The sequence below is a fragment of the Pseudovibrio sp. JE062 genome (assembly GCF_000156235.1).
GTDB lineage: Bacteria > Pseudomonadota > Alphaproteobacteria > Rhizobiales > Stappiaceae > Pseudovibrio.
The window spans coordinates 126,087-150,265 of record NZ_DS996810.1 but is presented as its reverse complement, the minus strand read 5'-3'; the positions used below and the strand labels follow the sequence as shown (position 1 = coordinate 150,265).

The window sequence follows — 24,179 nt, the reverse complement described above, 5'->3', positions numbered from 1 at the left end:
AGTAGAATGCAATTCATTGAACTGTTCACTCTTTAAGAATCCCGAGTTATAGCGCTACCTGTTTCTCAAAATGGATAACTGGCAAGCGTGTTCCCGAAGACTTTATATGGTTGAGGCAGTATTCAACCGGGTCCATCTTCGTTGCTGCAGAACTGGTGCTGTTCACTAAATACCAGTCCCCCTCTTCCACTTGACGGAAAGCTACATAATGGCCGCCGATATTAATCACGAACCGGTCTTCACCAGAGTTGACAACATGACTGAGTAACTCACGGGCAATATCTTCTTCTGCGGGTGTTTTTGTGTGTTCAATGTAAGTAATTTGCGGGTCTGGCAGGCCAAGTTTTTGCTGCTGTGCCTTCAATAACTCTAGCCCCACATCTGCGATGCTGCCTTTGTTGCTGATATCCTGAAGAGGGTCAGTCTTGTAGAGTTTCTTATATTCTTCTGTCGCAACCTCGCGAGCGAGCTTTTTGGGGTCCTTCTGATGCTCTTGTCGCAGAGTTTTTACTTTGCGTTTAAGAACACCTGATGCGTACCGCAAGAACTCTTCATCGGTCTTGCTTTCATAAGCTTTCAGGTGATTGACGAGGCTTGCATCCAGCAAATCATTTTTGTCCGTTGCTTGGAAGCCGAGGCAGGCATTAATGGCGTGTTTCAAGCAAAACTGCCCTTCCTGCACCTCACAGAAAAACTGCGGATTTTCACCACTCGGCTTTTTGCGTGCATCTACATTATTGCGGATGCCCGGTGCACGATTGGAATATTTGACCTGAATCTGGCGGTTTTCATCCGCAAGCATTTGCAGCTCTGCCTTTGCTCGGCCCAGAGCTTTGAGGATCTCATCAATCTGGCTAGTCTGGCCCGTTTTTGCCATTTCTTTTAACTGTGCAATCGACAACCTGACAAAGTTTGCTTGCTCATCGAAGATTTTCAACTTAGCTGAGTCTTTCACGTATTTGCGCATTGCTGAAAGCTTCGAGGCGAGCTTCTCTGCATCCTTAAAGGAAACAGCGGGGGCAGCATCAAGTCGGGCCTGCTTAGCTGCTTCTTGCTCCTGTTTGCGTTTCGCAAGTGCTTCTGCGTTTTGTACTCGCGCACGATTGAGAATGGTATTTAACTGATCTCTGTGTTCTTCAAGAGATGCCATTACAATTGATAGCCCATCCAACTGGTCTGCATTGATGCATCTTTTTGCTTCTGGCATTGCGAATTCAAACAGAACTTTAATAGTTTGAAACTCAGCCAGCAGTTCTGGGTCTTTAATCAATAATTCTTGTCGCAAGAACACGCTCTTGCTAGCGTCCAAAGACTCATACTGCTTCAGATAGTCTTCACGCGTTTTGCTGACTTGGGCAATCTCAGGAGGTTGGCTTTGCTCATTTGGCTGTGCTCCCTGTTTCGCAAAATCCTCGATGTTTGCGACTACACTTTCGAGCTCAGATAGCCTGTTTTCAGCATCTTTAAGACGATTTTCTTGTATCAAATGCTCTGCTTGGCTACTGAGCTGCTCCCACACCATTTGGTAAGTCAAAAATGTATTTTGAAGAGACTGATCAGGTAATTGAGGGTTTCCTACCATGGCTTTGTTGTAGCGCCCGATCAACTTTTGCAGTTGGGCCTGGCAAGTATTCAACGAAGCTTCCAGAACCGGATCAAGTTCGGGTTGTCTGCCTTGTTTTCCTTCGGGCTGAGTAGCAGATGAGAAGGCATTCTGAGCACTGTCTTCCAAACTTTGGACGACATTCTCAAAGTCTTGTAATCTTGATTTCGCATCCGCTGCATTACCGCTGGCAATCAGTGCATCAATCTGACTCTCAAACTCCTCGGAAATGACTTTGAATGTCAGAAATTCATCGTGTTGAAATTCCTGCTGAAATTGAGGATTTTTTGCGACAGCACTGGCTCGACGGGCTGCGAGTTGATCCAGTAGCCTTTTACAATCTGCCAAGGCAGCTTTCTGTTCATCGTCACCAGCCTGAAAAGTGTCTGGCTCAATTTCAGAGACCTTGGATTCTTGCTGATGATCAGTAGAAACTTCATCTTGGTTTTCAGATGTCGAGTGCGCAGATTCCAAGAATGCAATCATCGAGTTGATTGCATCCTCACAGGTAGCAAGTTTGCCCCGTGCTTCTTGCAGCTTTCTATCCGCAACGTATTGCAACCCTTCGGTAATGTAGGCTTGAGCTGCGCTACTATACTGGGCAAAGCTGCTGGCAAGAGCTGGATCTTTAATCTCTGCTCCGGCCTTCAAAACTTCATTGAGGTTTGCTTGAGCCTCATCCAAAGATCCCATGCAGTTCGCAAGAGCTTTGTTCAAAGCATTCTGAGCTGCATTTTTTGTGGCTGAATCAGGCCTCGACCGCTTTCCTTGAGTTGGATTAGTTGCTTGTTTCTCTGCCGTTTCTTTTGCGTTGACCACGCAATCTATCAGCGTTTCGGTTAAGTTCTTGAGCGTAGCTAAGTTGGCTGTAATGGCCTCTTCAGAAGAACGTCCATGCCCTTCAATCAGATCCTCTGTTTCTGCAAGTAGGTTGATTGCAACTTGATAGTTCTTTTCAAAATCCCGTTTGAGGGCTTTGTCAGGAACTTCATTTACCTGCTGATAGCAAGACTGGATTTCGATCCGTGTCGTTTTCAGTTCCCTGCTAAGGCTCGGATCAACGGAAACAAATTTGACGTAACTTTCTGTTTTTTCAACTAGATTACCGAGGGTCTTTAACTCGTCCTTACAGGCTTCAAGTTCATGTCGTTTGAGCAAGCCCTCAATCTGCTTAACTTGCCCCTTTGCTTGCTTTGAAGAATCCGCGAATGCTTTTTGCTCTTGAGGGGATTTAATGGTCTTGCGAAGTCCATTGGCTTCTGAAAGACGGGTATTAGCTTCTTTAATCGCCGTTTTGATACTCTCAGTTTCGCGAACAGTCTGCTTCTGCATTTCAAGCACTTGCTGCACGCCTTGTAACTGTGCTTCTGCATCAAACAGCCGCTGGTCAGCACCTGCCGCATCGCCGTTTTTTACCAGACTGGTGACGTATGTCATTGTCGATGCAGCTTGCTTGAAGAGTTGATCAAACAGGGTCTTCTGGTCTTTTGAAACGAGTATCTTCCGCTCAGCCTTGTAACCTTTCAGCTTTGCAGAAAATTCCGTTGCTCGTTGTTGCAGAGCTTGAAGAGGATCAACATGCGGTACTGCGCTTTCAACGTTTTGCTGACCATCAACACCGTTTTTCTGCTGCTCTGTAGCTCTACTCTTTCCTACCAAAATTCCAACACCATCAACGAGTGCTGCGATGTCATCGAGAGTGCTGTCCGCATCAAGAAAGTTGCCTACCTGCAAAAGATCATCTGCGTTTTTCATGCGACTTTGAGTTTGATCACAAAGACTATCAAACGTCTGAATTTGAGCATCTGACTCTAGGGTATGTTTTAGTGCTTTATAGCTTGCAAGTTCCGCTTTGTATTGAGCAGAACGATTTTTGCAGTGAGCCTCAATCGAAGCAGGTGTCGGGTCGCCGTCATACTCATCAAATGGCCATGAGTTGTGTTTGTAAAACTTCTGTGCCCATTGGTATTCAGCAACTTCGAGCGTACCCTTAGCCATAGATCGACTCCCAACTTCAGCCTTTTCCTGAGGCTATTCTTGTTGGGCCAACAATATCCATAAATATGGAGCCAGCTCGCATGCATTTGGGGGCACGGTGAAGAGAGATTTGAAGTCTTCTGGCTAATTTTTAAAGAGATGTAACTTCTAAAATTGTGATCTACAGGAAGTGTAGAGCATTCAGTTGCTTAGGGAATAAAAAAGCGCCGCAGGAGCGACGCTTTTCTTGATCTCACAATTCCGTCAGACCTAGGTGATATTGTAGGCTGCAATAGCTGCCATGTTGAAGATCTCACTGTCCTTTGCACCCATAGGCACAATTTGAACCGGCTTATCCATACCCACCAGCAGCGGTCCAATAAGCGTTGAGCCTCCAAGCTCTTCCAACAGCTTTGTTGCGATGGAAGCAGAGTGGAACGCTGGCATGATCAACACGTTGGCAGGCCCATTCAGACGGCAGAACGGATAAGCCGCCATCTTCTCCATGTTGAGCGCGATATCTGCGCCCATTTCACCGTCATACTCAAAGTCTACCCGGCGACGGTCAAGGATCTTCACCGCTTCCTGAAGGCGCTCAGTCCGCTCCCCCTTAGGGTGGCCGAATGTGGAGTACGCCAGCATAGCCACACGTGGTTCAGAACCCAGACGGCGAGCAACGTGCGCTGCCTCTTCCGCTATATCCGCAAGTTCCTCAGAAGTCGGCATATCATGAACAGCGGTATCAGCCACTAGAACCGTTTTACCCGGTGTCACAACAAGCGAAACACCAATCACGCGGTGCCCAGGCTTGGTGTCGATACAGCGGCTGATGGTTTCCAGCGCAACGGAATAGTTTCGCGTCGTACCCGTTACGACACCATCTGCATCCCCTCGTGCAACCATAATGGCTGCCCAATAGTTACGGTCATTGTTGACGAGGCGCTGGCAGTCGCGCTGCAGATAGCCTTTACGCTGCAGACGAGAGTACAGGTACTCGGCATAATCTGCGTTGCGGGTGGAGGAACGTGCACTGTCCAGACGAATACCCGGACGGTTCACATCAATACCGGCAGATGTCGCGTTTGCACGGATCTCATCTTCACGGCCAACAAGGATTGCTTCACCCAACCCTTGAGCAACAAAGGCAGAGGCCGCACGAATAACCGCTGGCTCTTCACCTTCCGCGAAAACAATCCGTTTCGGGTTCTGGCGAACCTTGGAGATAATTCGCTGCAACGTACCAGCGATCGGATCACGACGACCCTGAAGCTGCGCACCATAAGCATCCATGTCCACGATCGGACGACGAGCCACACCGCTATCCATTGCTGCTTGCGCAACAGCCTGCGGAATGCGGGAGATCAGACGCGGATCAAACGGCACCGGAATGATGTATTCGGGACCGAAACGAGGGCGACTGCCGCGGTAAGCTGCTGCAACTTCATCAGGAACATCTTCACGAGCCAGCTCTGCAAGCGCCTGCGCACATGCGATCTTCATTTCATCATTGATCGTTGTCGCATGAACGTCCAACGCACCACGGAAGATGTAAGGGAAGCCGAGAACGTTGTTTACCTGGTTCGGATAATCAGAGCGCCCGGTCGCAACAATCGCATCAGGACGCACTTCCTTAGCTTCTTCCGGAGTGATCTCCGGATCAGGGTTCGCCATCGCAAAGATGATTGGGTTCGGTGCCATGGACTTGACCATGTCAGGCGTCAGGGCACCCTTAACGGACACTCCAAAGAACACATCTGCTCCATCCAATGCGTCTTCAAGCGTGCGCTTTTCGGTCTTAACGGCATGAGCGCTCTTCCACTGGTTCATACCAGCTTCACGGCCCTGATAAATCACGCCTTTTGTATCGCAAAGCAGCACGTTCTCATGTGGAACGCCCATCGCCTTCACTAGCTCAATACACGCAATACCCGCCGCGCCCGCGCCATTACAGACCACTTTAACGTCTTTAATGTCGCGATCCGTCATATGAACCGCGTTGATCAGGCCAGCTGCCGCAATAATAGCGGTGCCGTGCTGATCATCGTGGAACACTGGAATATCCATGATCTCACGAAGACGCTGCTCGATGATAAAACAGTCCGGTGCCTTGATGTCTTCAAGGTTGATGCCGCCGAAGGAAGGGCCGAGGTGCTTTACGGAGTCGATGAACTCCTCAACGTCGGAAGTGTCCACTTCAAGGTCGATGGAATCCACATCTGCAAAGCGCTTGAAGAGGACAGACTTACCTTCCATCACGGGCTTGGAGGCCAATGCGCCAAGGTTACCAAGGCCAAGAATTGCGGTACCGTTGGAGATAACGGCAACCATGTTGCCTTTGGTGGTGTAATCGTAAGCCCGGCTTGCGTCTTCTGCGATTGCCAGCACAGGAACAGCAACGCCGGGGGAGTAGGCCAGGCTCAGGTCGCGCTGAGTAGCCATTGGCTTGGTTGGCGAAATTTCAAGCTTGCCCGGTTTTCCTTCGTTATGGAAGGCTAACGCGTCTTGGTCAGTAAAGCTGACCTGCGAGCTTGCTGTTTTATCAGTGGTTGGCATGCGAAAAATTCCTCACCCTCAAGCGCAGTGTTCTTTTCAAATATCACTGGACGACATTATCCCCGTAAATTCGCGTTCTCAAGCTGTGAACTAAACGGACACGGGTGAAACACATAGAACCATTTGCTAGTGTCTGCGCCATGACTACAGCAGATATTGAAAAGCCTTCCCCAGCAAAAGGCCGCGTCACACCCATGATGGCGCAATATATTGAGATCAAGACAGCCAATCCGGACAGCCTCCTGTTCTACAGAATGGGCGACTTTTACGAGCTGTTCTTTGAGGATGCAGAGATAGCATCCCAGTCTCTCGGAATTACGCTCACCAAGCGCGGTAAGCACAATGGTGACGATATTCCGATGTGTGGCGTTCCTGTGCATGCTGCTGACGACTATCTGCAAAAGCTGATTGGCCTAGGCCACCGTGTTTCTGTCTGCGAACAGACGGAAGACCCGGCAGAAGCCAAGAAACGTGGTTCCAAATCTGTTGTTCGCCGCGATGTGGTGCGTCTTGTAACCCCGGGTACGATCACCGAAGATCGCCTGCTGGATGCAAAGCGCAACAACTTCCTCGCTTCCCTTGCCCGCGTCAAAGGAGGCAGTGCGGCAGACGGCAATCTTTACGGCCTTGCCTGGATCGACATGTCCACCGGCATGTTCCGCGTGGCCGAGAGTGATGATGTGCGCCTTGCTGCTGATCTGGCGCGTATTGATCCTTCCGAACTGGTGCTGGCAGATGCGCTGCTGCAGGAAACTGAGTTGCGAGCAACAGTCGAAGGACTTGGCGCTGCCCTTTCTCCTGTTCCGCGCACCTTCTTTGATGGCGCAAACGCTCAGGATCGTCTCTCCACCTACTTCTCCGTGGGTACGCTGGACGGTTTCGCCAACTACACTCGTGCAGAGCTAATCGCCGCCAGTGGTATTCTGGCCTACATCGACAAGACACAGCTGGGAGAGCGCCCTCCTCTGGATCCGCCAGTGAAGGAAGCTGCGGCTGGCCAGTTGCTGATCGATCCGGCAACCCGTGCTAATCTGGAGCTGACCCGTACCCTTTCCGGCGAGCGTCGTGGCAGCCTGCTGTCCGCTATCGACAAAACCGTGACTGGTGCTGGCTCTCGTCTGTTGGCAAGTCGTCTGGCAGGTCCCCTTACGGATCCGGAACAAATCCGTCATCGTCAGGATACCATTGCGTTTTTCGCATCGGACACCATGCAGCGTGAAGATATCCGTGGTCTGCTGAAGTCCGCGCCGGATATGTCCCGCGCCCTGTCCCGTCTTGCTGTGGACCGTGGTGGCCCGCGGGATCTGCAGTCCATCGCGTTTGCGATGAAGTCAGCACGTGAAATCGCAGGATTGCTCGCATCCGGTGGTGCTTATCCGCAGGAAGTCGGCTTTGCCGTGCAAAAGCTGGAACAGGCGCCGCATGCACTCGGCGAAAAGCTTGGTATAGCTATCGCTGAAGAGCCGCCGCTCCTCAAGCGGGATGGTGGCTTCGTCGCGCCGGGTTACAATCCGGACCTTGATGAGCTCAAAGCTCTGCGTGATCAAAGCCGTAAGGTCATCGCTCAGATGCAGGCTGATTTGGCGGAAGAGTTGGGCATTCGTTCCCTGAAGATCAAACACAACAACGTGCTTGGCTGGTTTATGGAAGCGCCAACAGCGCAGTGTGATCCGATGAAGGATGACCCTGCCCGCTTCATCCATCGTCAGACTATGGCCGGCGCTATGCGTTTCACCACCACCGAGCTGGCGGATCTGGAAAGCAAGATCGCCAGTGCTGGTGAGCGCGCTCTGGCAATCGAGCTGGAAATCTTCAATGAACTGACCAAAGCCGTCGTTGCTGCAGGTGGTCTCATCAAAGCCGCCGCAGAAGCGCTGGCTATTCTCGATGTGTCCACCTCGCTTGCCGTTCTGGCAGAGGCGGAAAACTACTCCCGCCCAGCTGTTGATGGCTCACTCGCCTTCACCATCGAAGGTGGTCGCCACCCTGTTGTTGAGCAAGCTCTACGCAAATCTGGCGAACCGTTTGTGGCAAACAATGCCAATCTCGGCCCGCAGGAAAGCTATGAAAACGGCCAGATCTGGCTGATTACCGGTCCTAACATGGCCGGTAAATCCACCTTCCTGCGCCAGAACGCTCTGATTGCTGTACTGGCGCAGATGGGTAGTTTCGTTCCTGCAACGAATGCCCACATTGGCGTCGTGGACCGCCTGTTCTCCCGTGTTGGTGCTGCAGATGACCTTGCAAGAGGCCGCTCAACCTTCATGGTCGAGATGGTAGAAACCGCTGCGATCCTCAATCAGGCAACCGACCGTTCGCTTGTTATTCTTGATGAAATTGGCCGCGGAACGGCAACGTTTGATGGCCTCTCCATCGCTTGGGCGGCCATTGAGCATCTGCACGAAACCAACCGGTCCCGCTCACTCTTCGCGACCCACTATCATGAAATCACAGCGCTTTCGCAGCGCTTGGAGCGTCTCAACAACGCAACTGTTCGTGTAAAAGAGTGGAAGGGTGACGTTGTCTTCCTTCATGAGATCGTCGAGGGTGCTGCAGACCGGTCCTACGGTATTCAGGTTGCAAAGCTTGCTGGCCTGCCGAAAACCGTTGTCAGCCGTGCGCAAAAGATCCTGAAACAGCTGGAAGAGCAAGACACCAACAAGCCTTCTGAGAAGCTGCTAGATGACCTGCCGCTCTTTGCCTCTTTCTCCCAGCCGCTGGAAACCATTCCGGAGCCGGAAGAAGAAGAGAGCTTTGTGTCCAATGAGCTGGTGGAACTGCTGGATAGCTTTGATCCGGATGATATGACACCACGTCAGGCGCAGGAGGCGCTCTACGCGCTTAAGCAAAAGCAGAAAGAGCTGAGCGCAAGCTAAGCCCTTTTGAGGTGAAACTGCCTGCTATCGTCATCCCGGCCACCGAGTCGGGATCCATAAATGTTAGCACAAAGAGCACCGCTGGAAATTTCCGGCGGTGTTTTCATGTGAAACCCGATAATCGGGATGAGCAAGGCGGCAGGCAATACCTGCGCTGTTTGTTAAGTTAGTTTCTTCGGCATTGGCTACACGCCTTGCCCGGGCTTTCTTGGGATGAACAACGTCGCCTCTTTTGCCTATAAGGCATGAATGACGGGTCTCCCGTCAGCCGGTTTCCCGGAAAGACAGTGGCTTATCCAGTCAGGTTTCCCTGCCCAAACAGTTCCTCTGTCTCTGACAGACTCCTCAGTAAAAGCAGGTTGCCCTGCCGGTACATCCGCGTCCACCACCGCGTGATACCCTATATTCCTGGGCCCTTCCCCTCAAACCATGCGGCCACGTTTGAAGTTCGGTTCACCGGACCACCGAAAGCTGCGTTACCTCTCCCGATAGCCCCGCCCAGCCTACGACACACTGACGGTCGCTCCGCCAGCAGCCCGTTACGTAGGCATGGGTTTAGTATGGGCATGGTTTCAAACGGGGGGGATAAGTTTTTGAGGCAAGGAGCCATCCACTCGGTGTCATCCCGGCCCCCGAGCCGGGATCCATACCCCCCCCAACCTTGCTGATTAACTCAGGCCTCAGCAAATCACTGATACTAGGGTTATGGGTCCCGGGTCTTCGCTGTGCTTCGCCCGGGATGACGGCGGGAGGCTCCTCCTCCGCAACCTCTGCGCAACTACCTGTTACGAAACCGAAATGCACTCATGCTGATGGAGCGGTAGGTGAAACTCTCATGCAGCTTTTCACCATAGGCATGCTCACCCGCAGCTCCATAGGCCACCAGAAGCGGAAGGAAGTGCTCATCGGTTGGCAAGGCCTTCTGATAGTACTTGTGAATGCCGGAGGAAAGCAGAGCGCAGGTCTCCCCTTGTTCGACAAGCTCTGTGATCCAGTGGTCAAATTCCAGAGCCCAGTTCGGCGCGTCACCGCTGCCGCTAACCTCAGAGAAGTTATGCGTCAGCGCACCACTACCGATGACAAGGATGCCCTCTTCCGCCAACGGAGCCAAAGCCCGCCCCAGATTGAAACTTTCTTCACTGCCATAGGAATACGGCAAGGATACCTGAACTACGGGCACATCCACGTCAGGAAACGCCAGAGACAGAGGTACCCAGGCGCCGTGATCCAGTCCCCACGTGTCATCCTCCCGCACATTCAGGCCATAGCGCGTGATGGCCTCATACACGCGGGAAACAAGCCAACTTTCGGCGGTTGCTTCGTACTGCATTTCATAGAGTTGGCGTGAGAAACCTCGGAAATCGTGAATGGTCTTCAATGGTCCGGCAGCATTGATGCTCAGCCGTTCTGTTTGCCAATGAGGTGAAATGACCAGCAAAGCCCTTGGCTTACCCTCTGATTTCGCGAGGTTTTTGAGAAACTGATGAGCTTCCAGCTCAGGTCTTATAGCGAGATCTGGTGCTCCATGAGGTAAAAAGAGAGGCGATTGTTTCATGTGAAACGCTTTTTTGTTTCGGTTTGTTGATGAATTTCCTATCTCTTGCAGTGTATTACATCAACTAAACCTAACCAATCTCAGTAAAGCTGATAGGACTGTTCACTAAAACAAGTATTATCCATTCACTCAGCCCAACGGAATTTCACGCGACCTCTGGAAGAAGCGTGAAACACCTGCTAGATAGAGGAGCTTTTTATCAATGGGCCTCTTCATGACACGAACACTGAAAATTACGCGCCTTCCCCATAGCGAAGGATTGGAGCTTCCTGCTTACCAAAGCGCAGAAGCTGCCGGGCTGGATCTGCAGGCTGCCAATGAAGAGGCAATCACGCTGCAACCGGGCCAGCGCGCCATGGTGCCAACAGGCCTTTCCATCGCGCTGCCATCTGGCCACGAAGGTCAGGTCCGCCCTCGTTCCGGCCTTGCTGCCAAGCATGGCGTGACCGTTCTGAACACGCCAGGCACCGTTGATGCAGACTATCGGGGCGAAGTGAAGGTCATTCTCATCAATCTGGGTGAGAAAGCTTTTGTGATTGAGCGCGGCATGCGTATCGCGCAGATGGTTGTTGCGCCAGTGACTCAGGTGCAGATCGAAGAAGTGAAAGAGCTGGAAACAACCGAGCGTGGTGCTGGCGGATTTGGCTCCTCAGGTCTCTAAAGGAATACAGGGAAGTAATATGAAGCCGGAATTGGTGATTTTCGATTGTGATGGCGTTCTCGTCGACACCGAAACCATAGCGAATGAGGTCCTCTCCGGCTTCATGAAGGAAATCGGTCTCGATTTCTCGCCTTTGGACTGTCACCACCGCTTCACCGGCACCGCGATGGACACCATCAAGGAAGAAGCTGAGCGTTTGAGCGGTAAAAAACTTCCCGATGATTGGGCCGCACAGGTGCGCAAAGCCGATCTGGTTGCGTTCGAAGCTGGTATTGAGCCAATTCCGGGTATTCTGGATGTGGTCGCATACCTGAAGGCAGAAGGTATTCCGTTTTGTGTCGGCTCCTCCGGTCGCTATGAGAAAATGCAGATGACTCTTGGCTCCTCCGGTCTTTGGGAAACCTTTAAGGATGTCCTCTACTCCGCGCAGGACTGTAAGATGGGCAAGCCAGCGCCAGATATCTTCCTCTATGCCGCCAAAGGCATGGGCTACAAGCCGGAGCAGTGCGTGGTGATTGAAGACAGTATTGCGGGCATCAAGGCCGCAAAAGCCGCAGGAATGCGCGTCTTCAACTACACCGGCGATGCAAATGCAGACATCGAACAAGCCAAAGCGCTTGGCGCGATCACCTTCGGCCACATGTCTGAACTGCCAGCTCTTCTCGGCCTCAAGTCTCTGGATGAAACCGCAGTTTAAAGGCTGCGTGTTTCAAGCCACGTTCGATCCCTGCAAAAGACGATACTAATTCCGCAATCAAGTAGAAACGAATTCTAAGAAATGCGGAATATTTATCTCTTGTTTCTACATCTGGCAGTTTTCAGGGTTTTTGAAACCTCGAAAACCCTCGATACACTTCCTACATTTCAGTGAGGATTTTGATGAGCCCGCCTTCGGGATTCTGACGTGGGGACAGGGCTCAATCTCACTGGATAATTGTATAAAGGGGATTTCGATGAGCACTTCCAAGCCGGGTCGTGGAAAAATTTACTCTTCCATCACTGAGACTATCGGAAACACACCAATCGTACGTCTGGATCGCTTGGCGAAAGCTCACGGCGTAAAAGGCAACCTGCTGGCCAAACTTGAGTTCTTCAACCCAATCTCCAGCGTGAAAGACCGCATCGGCGTTGCAATGGTTGAGGCGATGGAAGCGGCAGGTAAGATCATTCCTGGCAAAACCACTCTGATCGAGCCAACATCAGGCAACACCGGCATTGCGCTGGCATTCGTCGCAGCTGCGAAAGGCTACCGCCTGATCCTCGTGATGCCAGAGACCATGTCCATCGAACGCCGCAAGATGCTGAAGCTTCTCGGCGCTGAGATTGATCTGACTGAAGGTCCAAAGGGTATGAAGGGTGCTGTTGCACGTGCTGAAGAGCTCCGGCAGGAGATCCCGGATGCTGTGATCCCGCAGCAGTTTGAAAACCCGGCCAACCCTGAGATCCACCGCAGCACCACTGCGGAAGAAATCTGGAATGACACCGACGGCAACGTTGATGTGTTCGTATCCGGCATCGGTACTGGTGGTACCATCACAGGCACCTCTCAGGTCCTGAAAGAGCGTAACCCAGCGCTTCACGTGGTTGCTGTTGAGCCTGCTGACAGCCCGCTCTTGTCTGGTGGTCAGCCAGGACCGCACAAAATTCAGGGCATCGGCGCTGGCTTTGTACCAGGCGTACTCGACACGGCTGTTTATGATGAAGTGGTCACCGTTTCCAACGAAGACTCCTTCGCGCTCTCCCGTGAAGTTGCAAAGACGGAAGGTGTTCCAGTCGGCATCTCTTCCGGTGCAGCGCTGAAAGCAGCAATCGAAGTTGGCAAGCGTGATGAGATGGCTGGCAAAAACATCGTCATCATCATCCCAAGCTTCGCAGAACGCTACCTCTCCACGGCCCTGTTCGAAGGTCTGGAAGCATAAGTTCTGGCAACAGCCCGAAACAAATGAAGGGAGGCATTGGCCTCCCTTTTTCATGCGTAATACCATTTCGAATGCGAATCCAAACTCATTTCGAGTCTGAATCGAATAAGCGTTACTCTGGCGGCGTGCCGTTTTTATCCAGCACTTCACCTGCAAGATACAGCGAGCCACCAAACAGAATGCGTGGTGCCTCTTCCTCATCCAATGACCGCCCGACAACCTCAGAGATAGCATCTTCCAGCGTCTCATGAGACGAGGCAGACAGGCCCGCTGCCTGTGCAATTTCGGCAAGCTCCTCTGGAAAACGTCCTGCAGCCGTGGTCGTCAGCGGCACGCACATCACGTGCTTTGCCAGCCCCTCAAACTGCTGGAAGAAACCTTCTGGATCCTTCGTGTTCATCATGCCCATCACCAGAAAGGTCGGACGCGAGGCCTTGTCAGTCAGGTCCGCAAGGAAAGCTGAGATCACCTTCGCTGCACCGGGGTTGTGTCCCCCATCCACCCAGATCTCTGTGTTCTCTGGCAGTCTCTCAAACAGCTTGCCTTCATAAAGCGGCTGCATCCGCGCTGGCCAGTTGATCGACCGCAGCGCCTTATCACAGGCCGCTCGCGCCTCTTCGCTCTCCAGCAGGCCCGCAGCGCGTAGTGCAGCTAAAGCCAGGCCTGAGTTGGAAAGCTGATGGAAACCGGCAAGCTTTGGTGGAGAAAGGTCCATAAGGCCGAATTCATCCTGATAAACAAGCCGTCCGCCCTCTTCCCAGGCAGAAAACTCCTGTCCCTGGAACCAGATCGGCGCCCGTACCCTGCCCGCCTTGTTCTCAATCACATCCCGAATAGTATCCGCCTGAGGCCCAACCACAACAGGACAGCCCGACTTGATAATACCAGCCTTCTCCATCGCAATGCCTTCAAGGCTGTCACCCAGGAAGTTCTCGTGATCCTTGGACACCGGTGTGATGATGCTCACCAGCGGCTTTTCAATAACGTTGGTGGCATCCAGAACACCGCCAAGACCAACCTCCAGCACCAGATAATCAGCTGGATTGTCAGCAAACAGGCAGAACGCAACGGCGGTCGTTGCTTCAAAGAATGTCAGCTCATGGCCATCATTGGCCTTCTCAACGCGCTTGATTGCCTCCAGCAACGGTTCATCATCAACAAACCGCCCTGTCGCTCCCAGCCGAACCCGCTCGTTAAAGCGAACCAGATGCGGGGAAGAGTAAACATGAACCGTCTTGCCCTGCGCTTCTAAAAGCGCACGAATGGACGCACCAGTAGAGCCTTTGCCGTTGGTGCCTGCTACATGGAAAGTCGGCGGAATGCGCTTCTCTGGGTTTCCCAGCGCCTTGAGAACCCGATGCATGCGATCAAGGGATAAATCAATCTCGTCCGGATGAAGTTTCATCAAGCGATTAAGGGCAATATCGATCTTGTTCATAGGCTCTGCACCTGCTGGGAATTCAATAAAGAAAAAGCCCGGCACAGTATGCCGGACTTTTAAAAACAAGTCGTAAGTCCATAACCCGTGAGGATTTAGGAAGTCGCTGCAACCTCAGTGCCTGCTTCTGGTTCCGCCGGCTTTTCTTCAAGCACTGGCAGTTGAGCGTCACGCTTCATCAGCAGGTTACACAGGTTTGAAATGGTTTCTTTCAGGTCATGACGGTGCACAACCATGTCGACCATGCCGTGATCACGCAGATACTCAGAGCGCTGGAAGCCTTCAGGAAGCTTCTCGCGAATGGTCTGTTCAATCACACGCTGGCCAGCAAAGCCGATCAGAGCATTTGGCTCAGCAATGTGCACGTCACCCAGCATCGCGTAGGAAGCTGTCACACCACCGGTCGTCGGGTTGGTCAGCACCACGATGTAAGGCAGGCCTGCTTCACGAAGCATCTGCACGGTCACAGTTGTGCGTGGCAGCTGCATCAGGGAGAGGATGCCTTCCTGCATGCGTGCACCACCAGATGCAGCAAACATGACGAAAGGTGTTTTGTGCTCAACAGCATATTCCATGCCGCGGATGATAGCTTCACCAGCTGCCATACCCAGAGAACCACCCATGAAGGCGAAGTCCTGAACAGCAGTGGTCATGTCGTAGCCGTTCACCTTACCATTTGCGACCACAACAGAGTCGGTCATGTCGGTCTTGGCTTTAGCGTCCTTCAGGCGGTCAACATACTTGCGCTGATCGCGGAACTTGAGAGGATCGACAGTAACTTCCGGAGTTTCGATCTTGGTGTACTCACCTTTATCGAAGAAATACTCTAGGCGCTTCTTGCTGGAGATGCGCATGTGGAAGTTGGAGTTCGGCACGACCCACTGGTTTGCCTCAAGGTCGCGATGGAACACCATCTCGCCTGTTTCAGGGCACTTGATCCAAAGGTTTTCCGGTACTTCGCGCTTTTCGAGAAAGCTGCGGATTTTCGGCCGTACGACGTTGTTAATCCAGTTCACGGGCAGCCGCCTGTCTTTAATTTCGTTTTCGATTTTTAATGGCCATTAAACGGGCCATACGTAAAGCAATACTTATTTCCGAGCTTTTTCTACACCCACACGTAGTGAGCTCACAAGGTCGGTAACAGCAGCTTGTGTCTGATTTGTGGCTTTACCATTCTCATCAAGGCTCTTGCGAATTGCCTCAACAAGGATGGAGCCAACCACCACACCATCAGCGTGTTTGCCAATTTCCTCAGCCTGCTCAGCAGTTTTAATGCCAAAGCCAACAGCAACAGGAAGGTCTGTGTGGGATTTAATTCGTGTAACCGCCTGTGCAACGGCGGTTGTGTCTGCAGCAGCAGATCCGGTAACACCGGTAACGGACACGTAATAAACGAATCCAGAGGTGTTCGCCAGAACGGTTGGCAGGCGTTTATCGTCAGTTGTTGGTGTGGTCAGGCGAATGAAGTTTACACCGCCCTCAATTGCCGGAATGCAGAGTTCATCATCTGCCTCAGCAGGCACATCAACAACAATCAGGCCATCAACGCCAGCTTCGCGCGCTTCTTTCACAAACGCTGCGCTGCCGCGTACATAGATTGGGTTGTAATAACCCATCAGAACGATTGGGGTGTCATTGTCCTTTTTACGGAACTCACGCACCATCTGAAGGGTCTTGTCCATGGTGTGGCCATGCGCCAAAGAGCGCTGAGTCGCCAGCTGGATTGGAACACCTTCAGCCATCGGATCGGAAAACGGCATGCCAAGCTCAATAACATCACTGCCAGCTTCCGGAAGAGCATCCAGAATAGCTTGTGAGGTGGCGAGGTCCGGGTCTCCAGCCGTAATAAAAGTTACGAGTGCAGGACGTCCTTCAGCCTTGAGCTTTGCGAAGCGTCGATCAATACGAGTTTCAATCATTCATCCGACCATCTGATGTATTGGGGCAAGCCCCACCAATCAATCAGCAAGGATGTAGGGGTGCAACTAGCCCCATGTCAATAAACACAGCGCAAATAGAATGCGTTTCTGGCGAATTTTATAAGAAATAGACAACAGCTCCAGAGAATATCCAGCGATATAGACTCACAAGGTCTCAGATTGACCATTACGTCAAATATAATATTGCCTGCTCTGATCGTGAGCGAATGGAGAATTCGACCCGCCAAACGTCAATAAGCACTGAATTTTTAGAGCTGTGGTAGAACCAGTTTTAAGCATCGAAACGCGGTAAACAGCCATATCAATAATCAACTCAGTCCCCCTTAGACCATAGTTGTGTGGCTCATATGACAACCCTCTGCTTTGGTTCTGGCGTATTTTTTTATGAGATTAGTTTTGGGGTAAGAGATGCCGGGATGGAAAGCGATAGTTTTTATGTGTTTGGCAGTGGTTCTTTCCGCCTGCGTAGATGTTGAATTACACTATGATTTTGCTGAGGATGGTTCTGTCACACAGCGCATGACCTACAAGATGACAGAGGCTACCTATGCCCGTATGCAGGAAAAAAAGAAGCAAAACTCAGGTCCGGTTCCTGTGGTGGCCTTCTGTGATAACGGCGAGGTAAAGCGGGAAAACGGGTTTGTGTTCTGCAGCAATACCGTTGAACAGAGTTTATCTGATTTGCTCTTACCAGAGCAGGAAACCCCTTCGCCCCCTACATCCATGGGGCCCTCTGTTCTCCAGTTAACTCGGGTGGATGACACGAGCTTACAAGTGGCTTTGAAGGTCTCGGATTTCAATAATGCCGACTCTGGAGCGACAGTTCTGACCACAGCCACCTTTCTTGAGAAAGCTGTGATGGCCCAAGCTCTTGCTGAGCGCAACCTGACCGTAATCCTTAGCGGCCCTGCGCTTATCAATGCTTCTAGAAACACGATTGCAGACGCAACGCAATCAGTAACATCGATTCCACTCACTGATCTCATCACCGGCCAACTTGATGCAAAAGATCCCTCCGCCACTTTCCGATTTGCTCAGCCTTTGCCTCCTGATAGAGAGAAGCAGACACAAATGATGTCTGAACTTTTCGAAGGCTATCAGTTCGACAATTGGGAAGATATGCACGGTCCAATATCGGATTACCTTCAACAGCAACCGCGTATGATGACTTGTGGAGCCCGCATGACAGAGCAGGCCTGTAAAGTTACGCGGGCAGAACTGGCTCAGCGCATCACGGCCGATTACGTTGGCTTCAAAGAGCAGTTTATAAAGGTTCTTCACGCGCGCTATAGTATTCAGGATCTTCAGGACATGCTGGGGTTGGCTCAACAGCGCCCCACTCTGTTCAGGGTACCTGTGTGCGATGACTTCCCACAAATGGACCGACGCTGTGTTGTCATGGCACACACGGTGGATGCTCTGTCATTCAAGCACATCATTGCGGCCAACGAGGCAGCGCAAACACGTGTATCGCCCTTCTTTAAGGATGAGTGAGCACACCAGAAGAGGCTGGCACAACACTTCGGAAAACAAAAAAGCCGCAGATGGTCTGCGGCTTTCTCAGTCTTGAAACTAAACGCAAATTAGTTGCGGCGGCTTTCCAGGAAGCCAACAATGCGGCGTACATCATGTAGCACTGGCTCAGCGATTTCCGCAGCGCGTTCAGCACCATCACGAAGAACAGCATCAACGCTTGCAGGATCGTCCATGATCCGGCGCATTTCATTGTTCATTGGCGCCAATTTCTCAACCGCCAGCTCAGAAAGAGCAGGCTTGAATGCTGAGAACTGCTGACCGCCGAATTCGCCCAGAACCTCTGCTTTGGACTTGCCAGCAAGAGCCGCGTAAATGCCAACGAGGTTGTCAGCTTCCGCACGACCTTCCAGACCATCCACTTCACTTGGAAGAGCCTCAGGGTCTGTCTTCGCTTTTCTGATCTTCTTCGCAATGGTGTCCTGATCATCGGTCAGGTTGATGCGGGAAAGATCGGAAGGATCAGACTTGGACATCTTCTTGTTGCCGTCACGCAGGCTCATGATACGGGTCGCAGGACCGGTGATCATCGGCTCGGTGATCGGGAAGTACAGCTCATCTGGTGCTTCATGAGAAGGCTCAGGGTTTGGAACACCCAGGCCCAGCTCTTTGATGCGCTCAGCAAAGTCGTTGTTGAACTTCTGCGCGATATCGCGGGTCAACTCAAGGTGCTGCTTCTGGTCATCGCCAACCGGAACGTGGGTTGCGCGGTAAGCCAGAATGTCTGCTGCCATCAGGTTCGGATAAGCAAACAGACCAACGGAAGCGTTTTCCGCGTTCTTCCCTGCTTTGTCCTTGAACTGAGTCATACGCTTCAGCCAGCCCATGCGAGCGATACAGTTGAAGATCCATGCCAGTTCAGCATGTTCTTTCACCTGGCTCTGGTTGAAGATGATCGACTTCTTCGGATCAACACCGGCTGCGAGGTAAGCAGCTGTCACTTCGCGGGTCTGCTGCGTCAGCTCGGCAGGATCCTGCCAGACTGTGATCGCGTGCATGTCAACGATGGAGAAGATAGTCGGCATCTGGTCCTGAAGCGGAACAAAGCGGACAATCGCACCAAGGTAGTTACCGAGGTGGAGGTTTCCGGTTGGTTGTACACCGGAGAAAACGCGAGGCTGAAACGCCGTCATAACAAATATCCCTAGGCTTGGGCCTGTTGGAAGGGCCAGTGGGTTGCGCGAGCATAGATTGAATGGGTGACAAACAAACTAGGACAGCCCGCGCAGAGTAAGCCCGGTGGTTATGACTGCGCTTTTGCGTATGCGCAAGTGCTTTACAAAGCCGGAAAGCCGTTATCGCCGCAATTTCTGCAGTTGTGCGCGAAAATCTACAGTGCCGGTCAGCTGCACCAGAATTCCAAAGGAAACCAGTCCAATAGCGACCAGAATGACAAGCTCACTGGCGCGTACCACAAACAGGTTGGAGGCTGAAAGCGGTTCAAGAACAAGCGTGCCGCCATAAACCACAACGCCCATCAGCGCGCTTGCAAAGCCCAATAGCGGAATTCTCTTCATCAATGCGCTGTCGATGACGAAATGACCACGTCGCCAAAGCACAAACGCCAGCAAACTGGTGTTGACCCACCCTGCAGCTGTTGTGCCGATTGCGATGCCAACGTGCTTGAAGGCTGGGAACAGCAGGATCGACAGAGCAACGTTCACCACCATACCCACGGCAGCAAAGTACATCGGTGTCTTGGTATCTTCCCGCGCAAAGAAGCCCGGAGACAGCACCTTGTTCAGCACAAATGCTGGCAAACCAACGGCAAATGCCATCAATGCCAACGCCGTTTGCTCAACCGCCGCATCAGTAAACTGACCACGCTGGAACAGCACCGCAATCACAGTGTCTGGAATAATCACGAGCGCAACAGCCGCCGGAAGCGTCAGCGCAAGCGCAAACTCCATGGACCGGTTCTGCGTATGATAAACCAGCTCTTCCTGACCAGAGCGCAATTGACGCGTCAGGCTTGGCAACAGCACCACACCAATCGCAATGCCCACTACGCCAAGAGGCAGCTGATAGATCCGGTCCGCGTAGTAAAGGTATGAATTTGCACTGCTTTCCAGCGATGCGATGATCGTTCCGACCGTGATGTTAATCTGGGTAATCCCCCCGGCAATCACACCGGGAACACCCAGTACCAACAGGCGTTTAACACCGGGCGTCCAGCGTGGCCGCATAATAGGAACGCTGAACCCAAGTCGCTTCATGCCAATGGCAACAACAGCCAGCTGAACAACGCCAGCAACAGCAACGCCAACCACCAGCAGCACACCAGTGGTCTGGTTCGGCTCCATGCCGTAAAACCCGATGCCAACCAGAACCGCCATCATCACCACATTGAGCATGACAGGCGCCATCGCAGCAGCCAGAAACCGCTGAAATGTATTGAGAATTCCGCTGATAAAAGCGAGCAGCGACATAAACAGCAAATACGGAAAAGCAATCCGCGACATCAAGACGGTGAGGTCAAACTTTGCCGGATCAGAATAGTAGCCCGGAGCCAGCAGATGCACGAGCAATGGCATAAACACCTCGGCCAGTGCGAGGATAACAACCAGCGTCCAGAACAGAGCTGCCGCGATCTCACCCGCAAACTGCCGTGCCCCATGCTCGCCATCCTCTTCAACAGAGCGGGCGAAAAGCGGGACGAAGGCTGAATTGAATGCACCCTCTGCGAACAATCGGCGGAACAGGTTCGGCAACCGAAAAGCCACTACAAAAGCATCCGCAACGGGGCCGGTGCCTACAAAAGCAGCCAACATCACGTCTCGCCCGAAGCCGCAAAGGCGGCTTAGCATCGTCGCGCCACCAACCGTGGCGAAGCTCTTGAAAAGGCTCATATAAAATTACTTACCTGTAAGTTTTTGAGGTCTACGGCGTGAGCTCATAGGTGCTTTTTGTGGCTTTTTACCGTCAAATGCATTTTTAAGTCTATCGCGAATGGATTCCTGTCGGCCCACATTGTGAACTTTCTGGCCGGTCAGATCCGTCACATAAAATACGTCCACCGCCTTCTCTCCAAACGTTCCAACATGCGCGCTGGCAATGTTCAGGTTCAACGCGGAAATCTCAGTGGTCAGATCAGAGAGCAAACCAGGTCGATCAAGGCCGGTCACTTCAAGAACCGTATAGTTTTCAGACCATGAATTGCTAACTAAAACAGTCGTTTGCAGCGAAAACGCCTTACTCCGCGCATTCGGTTTTTTCGCCAGTCCTTTCACTTCTGGCACCGGTGCAGTCCCACGCAATGCCTCTTTGATCAGACAACAAATCCGCTCACCACGACGATACTCATCATCATCTTCCGGCAGCTCACGACTGATATAGATCGTATCTAGCGCGAGGCCGTCCTTCGTGGTGTCGATGTGTGCATCCACGATGTTGGCACCAGCCGCGAAACAGGCCTGCGCGATCGTGGAAAGAAGCCGTGGGTGATCAGGTGCCAGAACGGTAATTTCTGTAACACCCTCAAAGGCATGCGGCTTTACAGCAGTCGCCAGATGCTCTTCTTCCGCATCTGTCATGCGGATCAGGTTGGCATGGTTGATCTTACTCTTCAGATCAACGCGCAGCCAATAAGCCGGATAGTGACGGTTGAGGTAGTTATCAAGCTCCTCATCGGACCAACCTTCCAGCTTCTCAGCCAGCTCTTGCTTTGCAAAATCAACACGTTGCTGCTGACTCATACGACCATGACCACCGCTGAGAATAGTCTCGCTCTCATAATAGAGCGTGCGCAGCAGCTGCCCTTTCCAGCCATTGAAAACATTGGGACCGACAGCCCGGATGTCCGCAACGGTCAAAATCAGCAGCAACTGTAAGCGTTCCAGACTTTGCACTTTACGGCAGAAGTCCTTGATGGTCTTCGGGTCACTCAAGTCGCGAGATTGCGCGACGGTGCTCATCTCCAGATGTTGCTCGATGAGCCAGGCGACCGTATCGGTCTCTGCGGGAGAAAGCCCAAGGCGTGGGCAAATCTTGCGTGCTATCTTTGCCCCAGCAATAGAATGATCCTCAGGCCGTCCCTTCGCCACATCATGCAAAAGCATTGCAACATAAAGAACTTTTCGGCTGTGAACCGACTTGATGAGGTCCGTCGCCAACGGATGGCTATCCCCACCCATCCCGCGCTCGATTTCAGAAAGCACACCGATGGACCGGATGAGATGCTCATCAACGGTGTAGTGGTGATACATGTTGAACTGCATCATCGCCACGACCTTTCGGAACTCCGGTAGGAACTGCCCGAGAATGGAAGACTCGTTCATCGCGCGCAGAACGGTTTCCGGATCGCTGCGACTGGTCAGGATCTTCAGGAATAACCTGTTCGCCTGTTCATTCTTGCGGAAGTCAGCATTGATCAAGCGGCGGGATCGACGAACCAATTTCAGCAATTCAGGATGCATATCCAGATTGGTTTTGTCGATCAGATAGAAAACACGGATCAGATTGACCGGGTCTTTTTCAAAGATATCCTCTTTCGCCGCAACTATACGTCCATTCTCAACGAGGAAGTCTCTGGTACCCTTGATAGATCGACGCTTATGCTTGCTGCCCGGAACAAAACTCCCCAAAAATCGCGAGATACTCGGAGCAGACTTCACATGCTGCTCTTCCAGCGCTGCTGCAAAAATACGGGTCAGATCACCAACGTCCTTTGCCACAAGGAAGTAGTGCTTCATAAACCGCTCAACAGCGCGCATGCCGGGGTGGTCCATGTAGCCAAGCCGGTCAGCGATTTCTCGTTGCACATCAAAGCTTAAGCGCTCTTCTGGGCGGTTCGTCAGAAAATGCAGATGGCAGCGCACAGCCCAGAGAAAGTCCTGACTCTTTCGGAACCGATTCAATACCCGACGGGAGAAGACACCTTTTTCAACTAACCCTAAGCCATTGGGAACACGATAGAAATACTTGGCGATCCAGAACAGTGTGTTCAGATCTCGCATCCCGCCCTTGCCTTCTTTGACATTCGGCTCCACCAGATAGCGCGAGGCACCGTGCCGCTCATGCCGATCATCCCTTTCAGCAAGCTTGGCCGCGATGAACTCCGGCCCGGAACCTGAAACGATCTCCTTGTCAAAGCGCTTGGTAAGCTCTTGAAACAACTCAAGATCGCCCCACACATACCGCGCTTCCAGAATAGCAGTCCGCACGGTCATATCTTCCCGGCACTGCTTGATGGTCTCATCGAGGTTACGGGTAGAGTGTCCGACTTTCAGGCCCATGTCCCAGAGCATGTAAAGGATGAACTCAACGACCTGATCACCCCAGGGCGTTTGCTTGTATGGCCAGAGGAAAAGCAGATCTACATCTGAGTGCGGCGCCAGCGTTCCGCGACCATAACCACCAACGGCAATCACACTGATGCGTTCGGACTTCGTTGGATTTTCAACGGGATAGACGTGTGTAACCGCAAAATCATAGATCACCTGAATAATCATATCCTGCACGCAGGACAGGCGCTCAGAACAACGGCGTCCCTGCCCGTCATCCATCAGGAGTTTTTCGATTTCCCTGCGGGCTTCTTTGTGAGTGGATTTCAGCTTGGTCAGAACTTCACTGCGCAGCTTAAAGCTGCTGCCATCGCCATCATACTTCTCAACCAGCTTATTCAGTTCGTTGAGAAGCGATTTGGGATCAACCAGTTGATCCACTTTAAGTTCTTCAGGCGTCATATCAGCAGTCCACTTCAAAAGTCAGCACACTGACTTTACAGAGCTTTGTTGCCTTAGACTAGATATTGTCGCGAGAGCTAACCACTCTTAATTGGTGAATGAGGTGCTCAAGGGATTCCTCGGAAAGACCGTTGATCTTGGAAGCCAGCATGTTGGTCAGCTCGGTCGCCCGCGGTGTCAGACCGCCTGTATCGATGGTGATCTTCGGGTTGGAAAGTTCCGCAAGTCTTTGAAGTTCCTCAGCTTCATCCCAGATCACGTTGAAGTAAGTGATGATGCGCTGAACCATGTACCAGGTTGGAGTACCACGCTTGCCGTGTTCAAGCGCGCTCAGGTAGGCTGAGGAAACCGAAAGGGCCTCCGCCATCTCCTTCAGGGTAATGTTCTGCTTTGCCCGCAGCTCCCTAACCTTGGCTCCAAAAGGTGTCATCCTACTGAAA

The 24,179-nt window shown here is 52.1% G+C and carries 15 protein-coding genes; 5 read left to right on the top strand and 10 right to left on the bottom strand.

The genetic code is table 11. From position 1 onward, the window contains the following. Window positions 1-46: 46 nt before the first annotated feature. A complete protein-coding gene (locus PJE062_RS15360) occupies window positions 47-3,601 on the bottom strand; it encodes a hypothetical protein (protein ID WP_008550551.1) in 3,555 nt (1,184 codons plus the stop codon). A 249-nt stretch (window positions 3,602-3,850) separates the two neighbouring features. Beyond that, window positions 3,851-6,133, bottom strand: coding sequence for an NADP-dependent malic enzyme (locus PJE062_RS15355; protein ID WP_008550490.1), 2,283 nt, complete (start codon window positions 6,131-6,133; stop codon window positions 3,851-3,853). A 140-nt stretch (window positions 6,134-6,273) separates the two neighbouring features. On the opposite strand from PJE062_RS15355, the gene mutS reads away from it, so the two are divergent. After that, a complete protein-coding gene (gene mutS / locus PJE062_RS15350) occupies window positions 6,274-9,009 on the top strand; it encodes a DNA mismatch repair protein MutS (RefSeq protein ID WP_008550738.1) in 2,736 nt (911 codons plus the stop codon). Between the two features lie 778 nt (window positions 9,010-9,787). Here the strand turns inward: mutS and PJE062_RS15345 are convergent. Continuing rightward, entirely contained in the window at window positions 9,788-10,564 is a 777-nt protein-coding gene (locus PJE062_RS15345) for a class III extradiol ring-cleavage dioxygenase (RefSeq protein ID WP_008550294.1), read from the bottom strand. Between the two features lie 202 nt (window positions 10,565-10,766). Here PJE062_RS15345 and dut point away from each other — a divergent pair, with 202 nt between their 5' ends. The 3 genes from dut to cysK all read left to right on the top strand — a co-directional run bounded on the left by dut (window position 10,767) and on the right by cysK (window position 13,144). Beyond that, window positions 10,767-11,225, top strand: a complete 459-nt coding sequence (gene dut, locus PJE062_RS15340; protein WP_008550447.1) for a dUTP diphosphatase — start codon at window positions 10,767-10,769, stop codon at window positions 11,223-11,225. Window positions 11,226-11,244: 19 nt separating this feature from the next. Further along, the gene (locus PJE062_RS15335; RefSeq protein WP_008550387.1) at window positions 11,245-11,922 is read left to right on the top strand and encodes an HAD family phosphatase; all 678 of its coding nucleotides are present in this window, start codon (window positions 11,245-11,247) and stop codon (window positions 11,920-11,922) included. Window positions 11,923-12,178: 256 nt separating this feature from the next. Beyond that, on the top strand, window positions 12,179-13,144 hold the full coding sequence (cysK, locus tag PJE062_RS15330) for a cysteine synthase A (protein ID WP_008550522.1): 966 nt from the start codon (window positions 12,179-12,181) through the stop codon (window positions 13,142-13,144). A 112-nt stretch (window positions 13,145-13,256) separates the two neighbouring features. Here cysK and PJE062_RS15325 read toward each other — a convergent pair whose 3' ends face one another. From PJE062_RS15325 to trpA, 3 genes are all read right to left on the bottom strand, one after another. Continuing rightward, a complete protein-coding gene (locus PJE062_RS15325) occupies window positions 13,257-14,582 on the bottom strand; it encodes a folylpolyglutamate synthase/dihydrofolate synthase family protein (RefSeq protein ID WP_208982340.1) in 1,326 nt (441 codons plus the stop codon). 95 nt (window positions 14,583-14,677) lie between these two features. Beyond that, window positions 14,678-15,598: an acetyl-CoA carboxylase, carboxyltransferase subunit beta gene (accD, locus tag PJE062_RS15320; protein ID WP_008550714.1), complete on the bottom strand. Its 921-nt coding sequence runs from the start codon at window positions 15,596-15,598 to the stop codon at window positions 14,678-14,680. Between the two features lie 72 nt (window positions 15,599-15,670). Further along, the gene (gene trpA, locus PJE062_RS15315; RefSeq protein WP_008550722.1) at window positions 15,671-16,501 is read right to left on the bottom strand and encodes a tryptophan synthase subunit alpha; all 831 of its coding nucleotides are present in this window, start codon (window positions 16,499-16,501) and stop codon (window positions 15,671-15,673) included. Between the two features lie 429 nt (window positions 16,502-16,930). Here trpA and PJE062_RS15310 point away from each other — a divergent pair, with 429 nt between their 5' ends. Beyond that, a complete protein-coding gene (locus PJE062_RS15310; protein WP_037037216.1) occupies window positions 16,931-18,016 on the top strand; it encodes a hypothetical protein in 1,086 nt (361 codons plus the stop codon). A gap of 89 nt (window positions 18,017-18,105) precedes the next feature. Here PJE062_RS15310 and trpS read toward each other — a convergent pair whose 3' ends face one another. The 4 genes from trpS to PJE062_RS15290 form a co-directional block, all read right to left on the bottom strand. Next, window positions 18,106-19,188 (bottom strand): tryptophan--tRNA ligase, encoded by a 1,083-nt coding sequence (gene trpS / locus PJE062_RS15305; protein ID WP_008550640.1) that lies wholly within the window; start codon window positions 19,186-19,188, stop codon window positions 18,106-18,108. Between the two features lie 162 nt (window positions 19,189-19,350). Further along, window positions 19,351-20,904: a murein biosynthesis integral membrane protein MurJ gene (murJ, locus tag PJE062_RS15300; RefSeq protein ID WP_008550698.1), complete on the bottom strand. Its 1,554-nt coding sequence runs from the start codon at window positions 20,902-20,904 to the stop codon at window positions 19,351-19,353. Window positions 20,905-20,910: 6 nt separating this feature from the next. Beyond that, window positions 20,911-23,739 carry a [protein-PII] uridylyltransferase gene (locus PJE062_RS15295; RefSeq protein ID WP_008550109.1) on the bottom strand — a complete coding sequence of 943 codons (2,829 nt, stop codon included), beginning with the start codon at window positions 23,737-23,739 and terminating at the stop codon, window positions 20,911-20,913. Window positions 23,740-23,797: 58 nt separating this feature from the next. Continuing rightward, window positions 23,798-24,169 (bottom strand): helix-turn-helix domain-containing protein, encoded by a 372-nt coding sequence (locus tag PJE062_RS15290; RefSeq protein ID WP_008550300.1) that lies wholly within the window; start codon window positions 24,167-24,169, stop codon window positions 23,798-23,800. Window positions 24,170-24,179: the final 10 nt, after the last annotated feature.

What these genes read in the sequence shown, in the direction of transcription:
- cysK (WP_008550522.1), top strand. Translation starts at nt 12,179, where the DNA reads ATGAGCACTTCCAAGCCGGGTCGTGGAAAAATTTACTCTTCCATCACT.
- PJE062_RS15355 (WP_008550490.1), bottom strand. Translation starts at nt 6,133, where the DNA reads ATGCCAACCACTGATAAAACAGCAAGCTCGCAGGTCAGCTTTACTGAC.
- PJE062_RS15360 (WP_008550551.1), bottom strand. Translation starts at nt 3,601, where the DNA reads ATGGCTAAGGGTACGCTCGAAGTTGCTGAATACCAATGGGCACAGAAG.
- PJE062_RS15295 (WP_008550109.1), bottom strand. Translation starts at nt 23,739, where the DNA reads ATGACGCCTGAAGAACTTAAAGTGGATCAACTGGTTGATCCCAAATCG.
- murJ (WP_008550698.1), bottom strand. Translation starts at nt 20,904, where the DNA reads ATGAGCCTTTTCAAGAGCTTCGCCACGGTTGGTGGCGCGACGATGCTA.
- dut (WP_008550447.1), top strand. Translation starts at nt 10,767, where the DNA reads ATGGGCCTCTTCATGACACGAACACTGAAAATTACGCGCCTTCCCCAT.
- PJE062_RS15335 (WP_008550387.1), top strand. Translation starts at nt 11,245, where the DNA reads ATGAAGCCGGAATTGGTGATTTTCGATTGTGATGGCGTTCTCGTCGAC.
- trpS (WP_008550640.1), bottom strand. Translation starts at nt 19,188, where the DNA reads ATGACGGCGTTTCAGCCTCGCGTTTTCTCCGGTGTACAACCAACCGGA.
- trpA (WP_008550722.1), bottom strand. Translation starts at nt 16,501, where the DNA reads ATGATTGAAACTCGTATTGATCGACGCTTCGCAAAGCTCAAGGCTGAA.
- PJE062_RS15345 (WP_008550294.1), bottom strand. Translation starts at nt 10,564, where the DNA reads ATGAAACAATCGCCTCTCTTTTTACCTCATGGAGCACCAGATCTCGCT.
- PJE062_RS15325 (WP_208982340.1), bottom strand. Translation starts at nt 14,582, where the DNA reads ATGAACAAGATCGATATTGCCCTTAATCGCTTGATGAAACTTCATCCG.
- PJE062_RS15290 (WP_008550300.1), bottom strand. Translation starts at nt 24,169, where the DNA reads ATGACACCTTTTGGAGCCAAGGTTAGGGAGCTGCGGGCAAAGCAGAAC.
- PJE062_RS15310 (WP_037037216.1), top strand. Translation starts at nt 16,931, where the DNA reads ATGCCGGGATGGAAAGCGATAGTTTTTATGTGTTTGGCAGTGGTTCTT.
- mutS (WP_008550738.1), top strand. Translation starts at nt 6,274, where the DNA reads ATGACTACAGCAGATATTGAAAAGCCTTCCCCAGCAAAAGGCCGCGTC.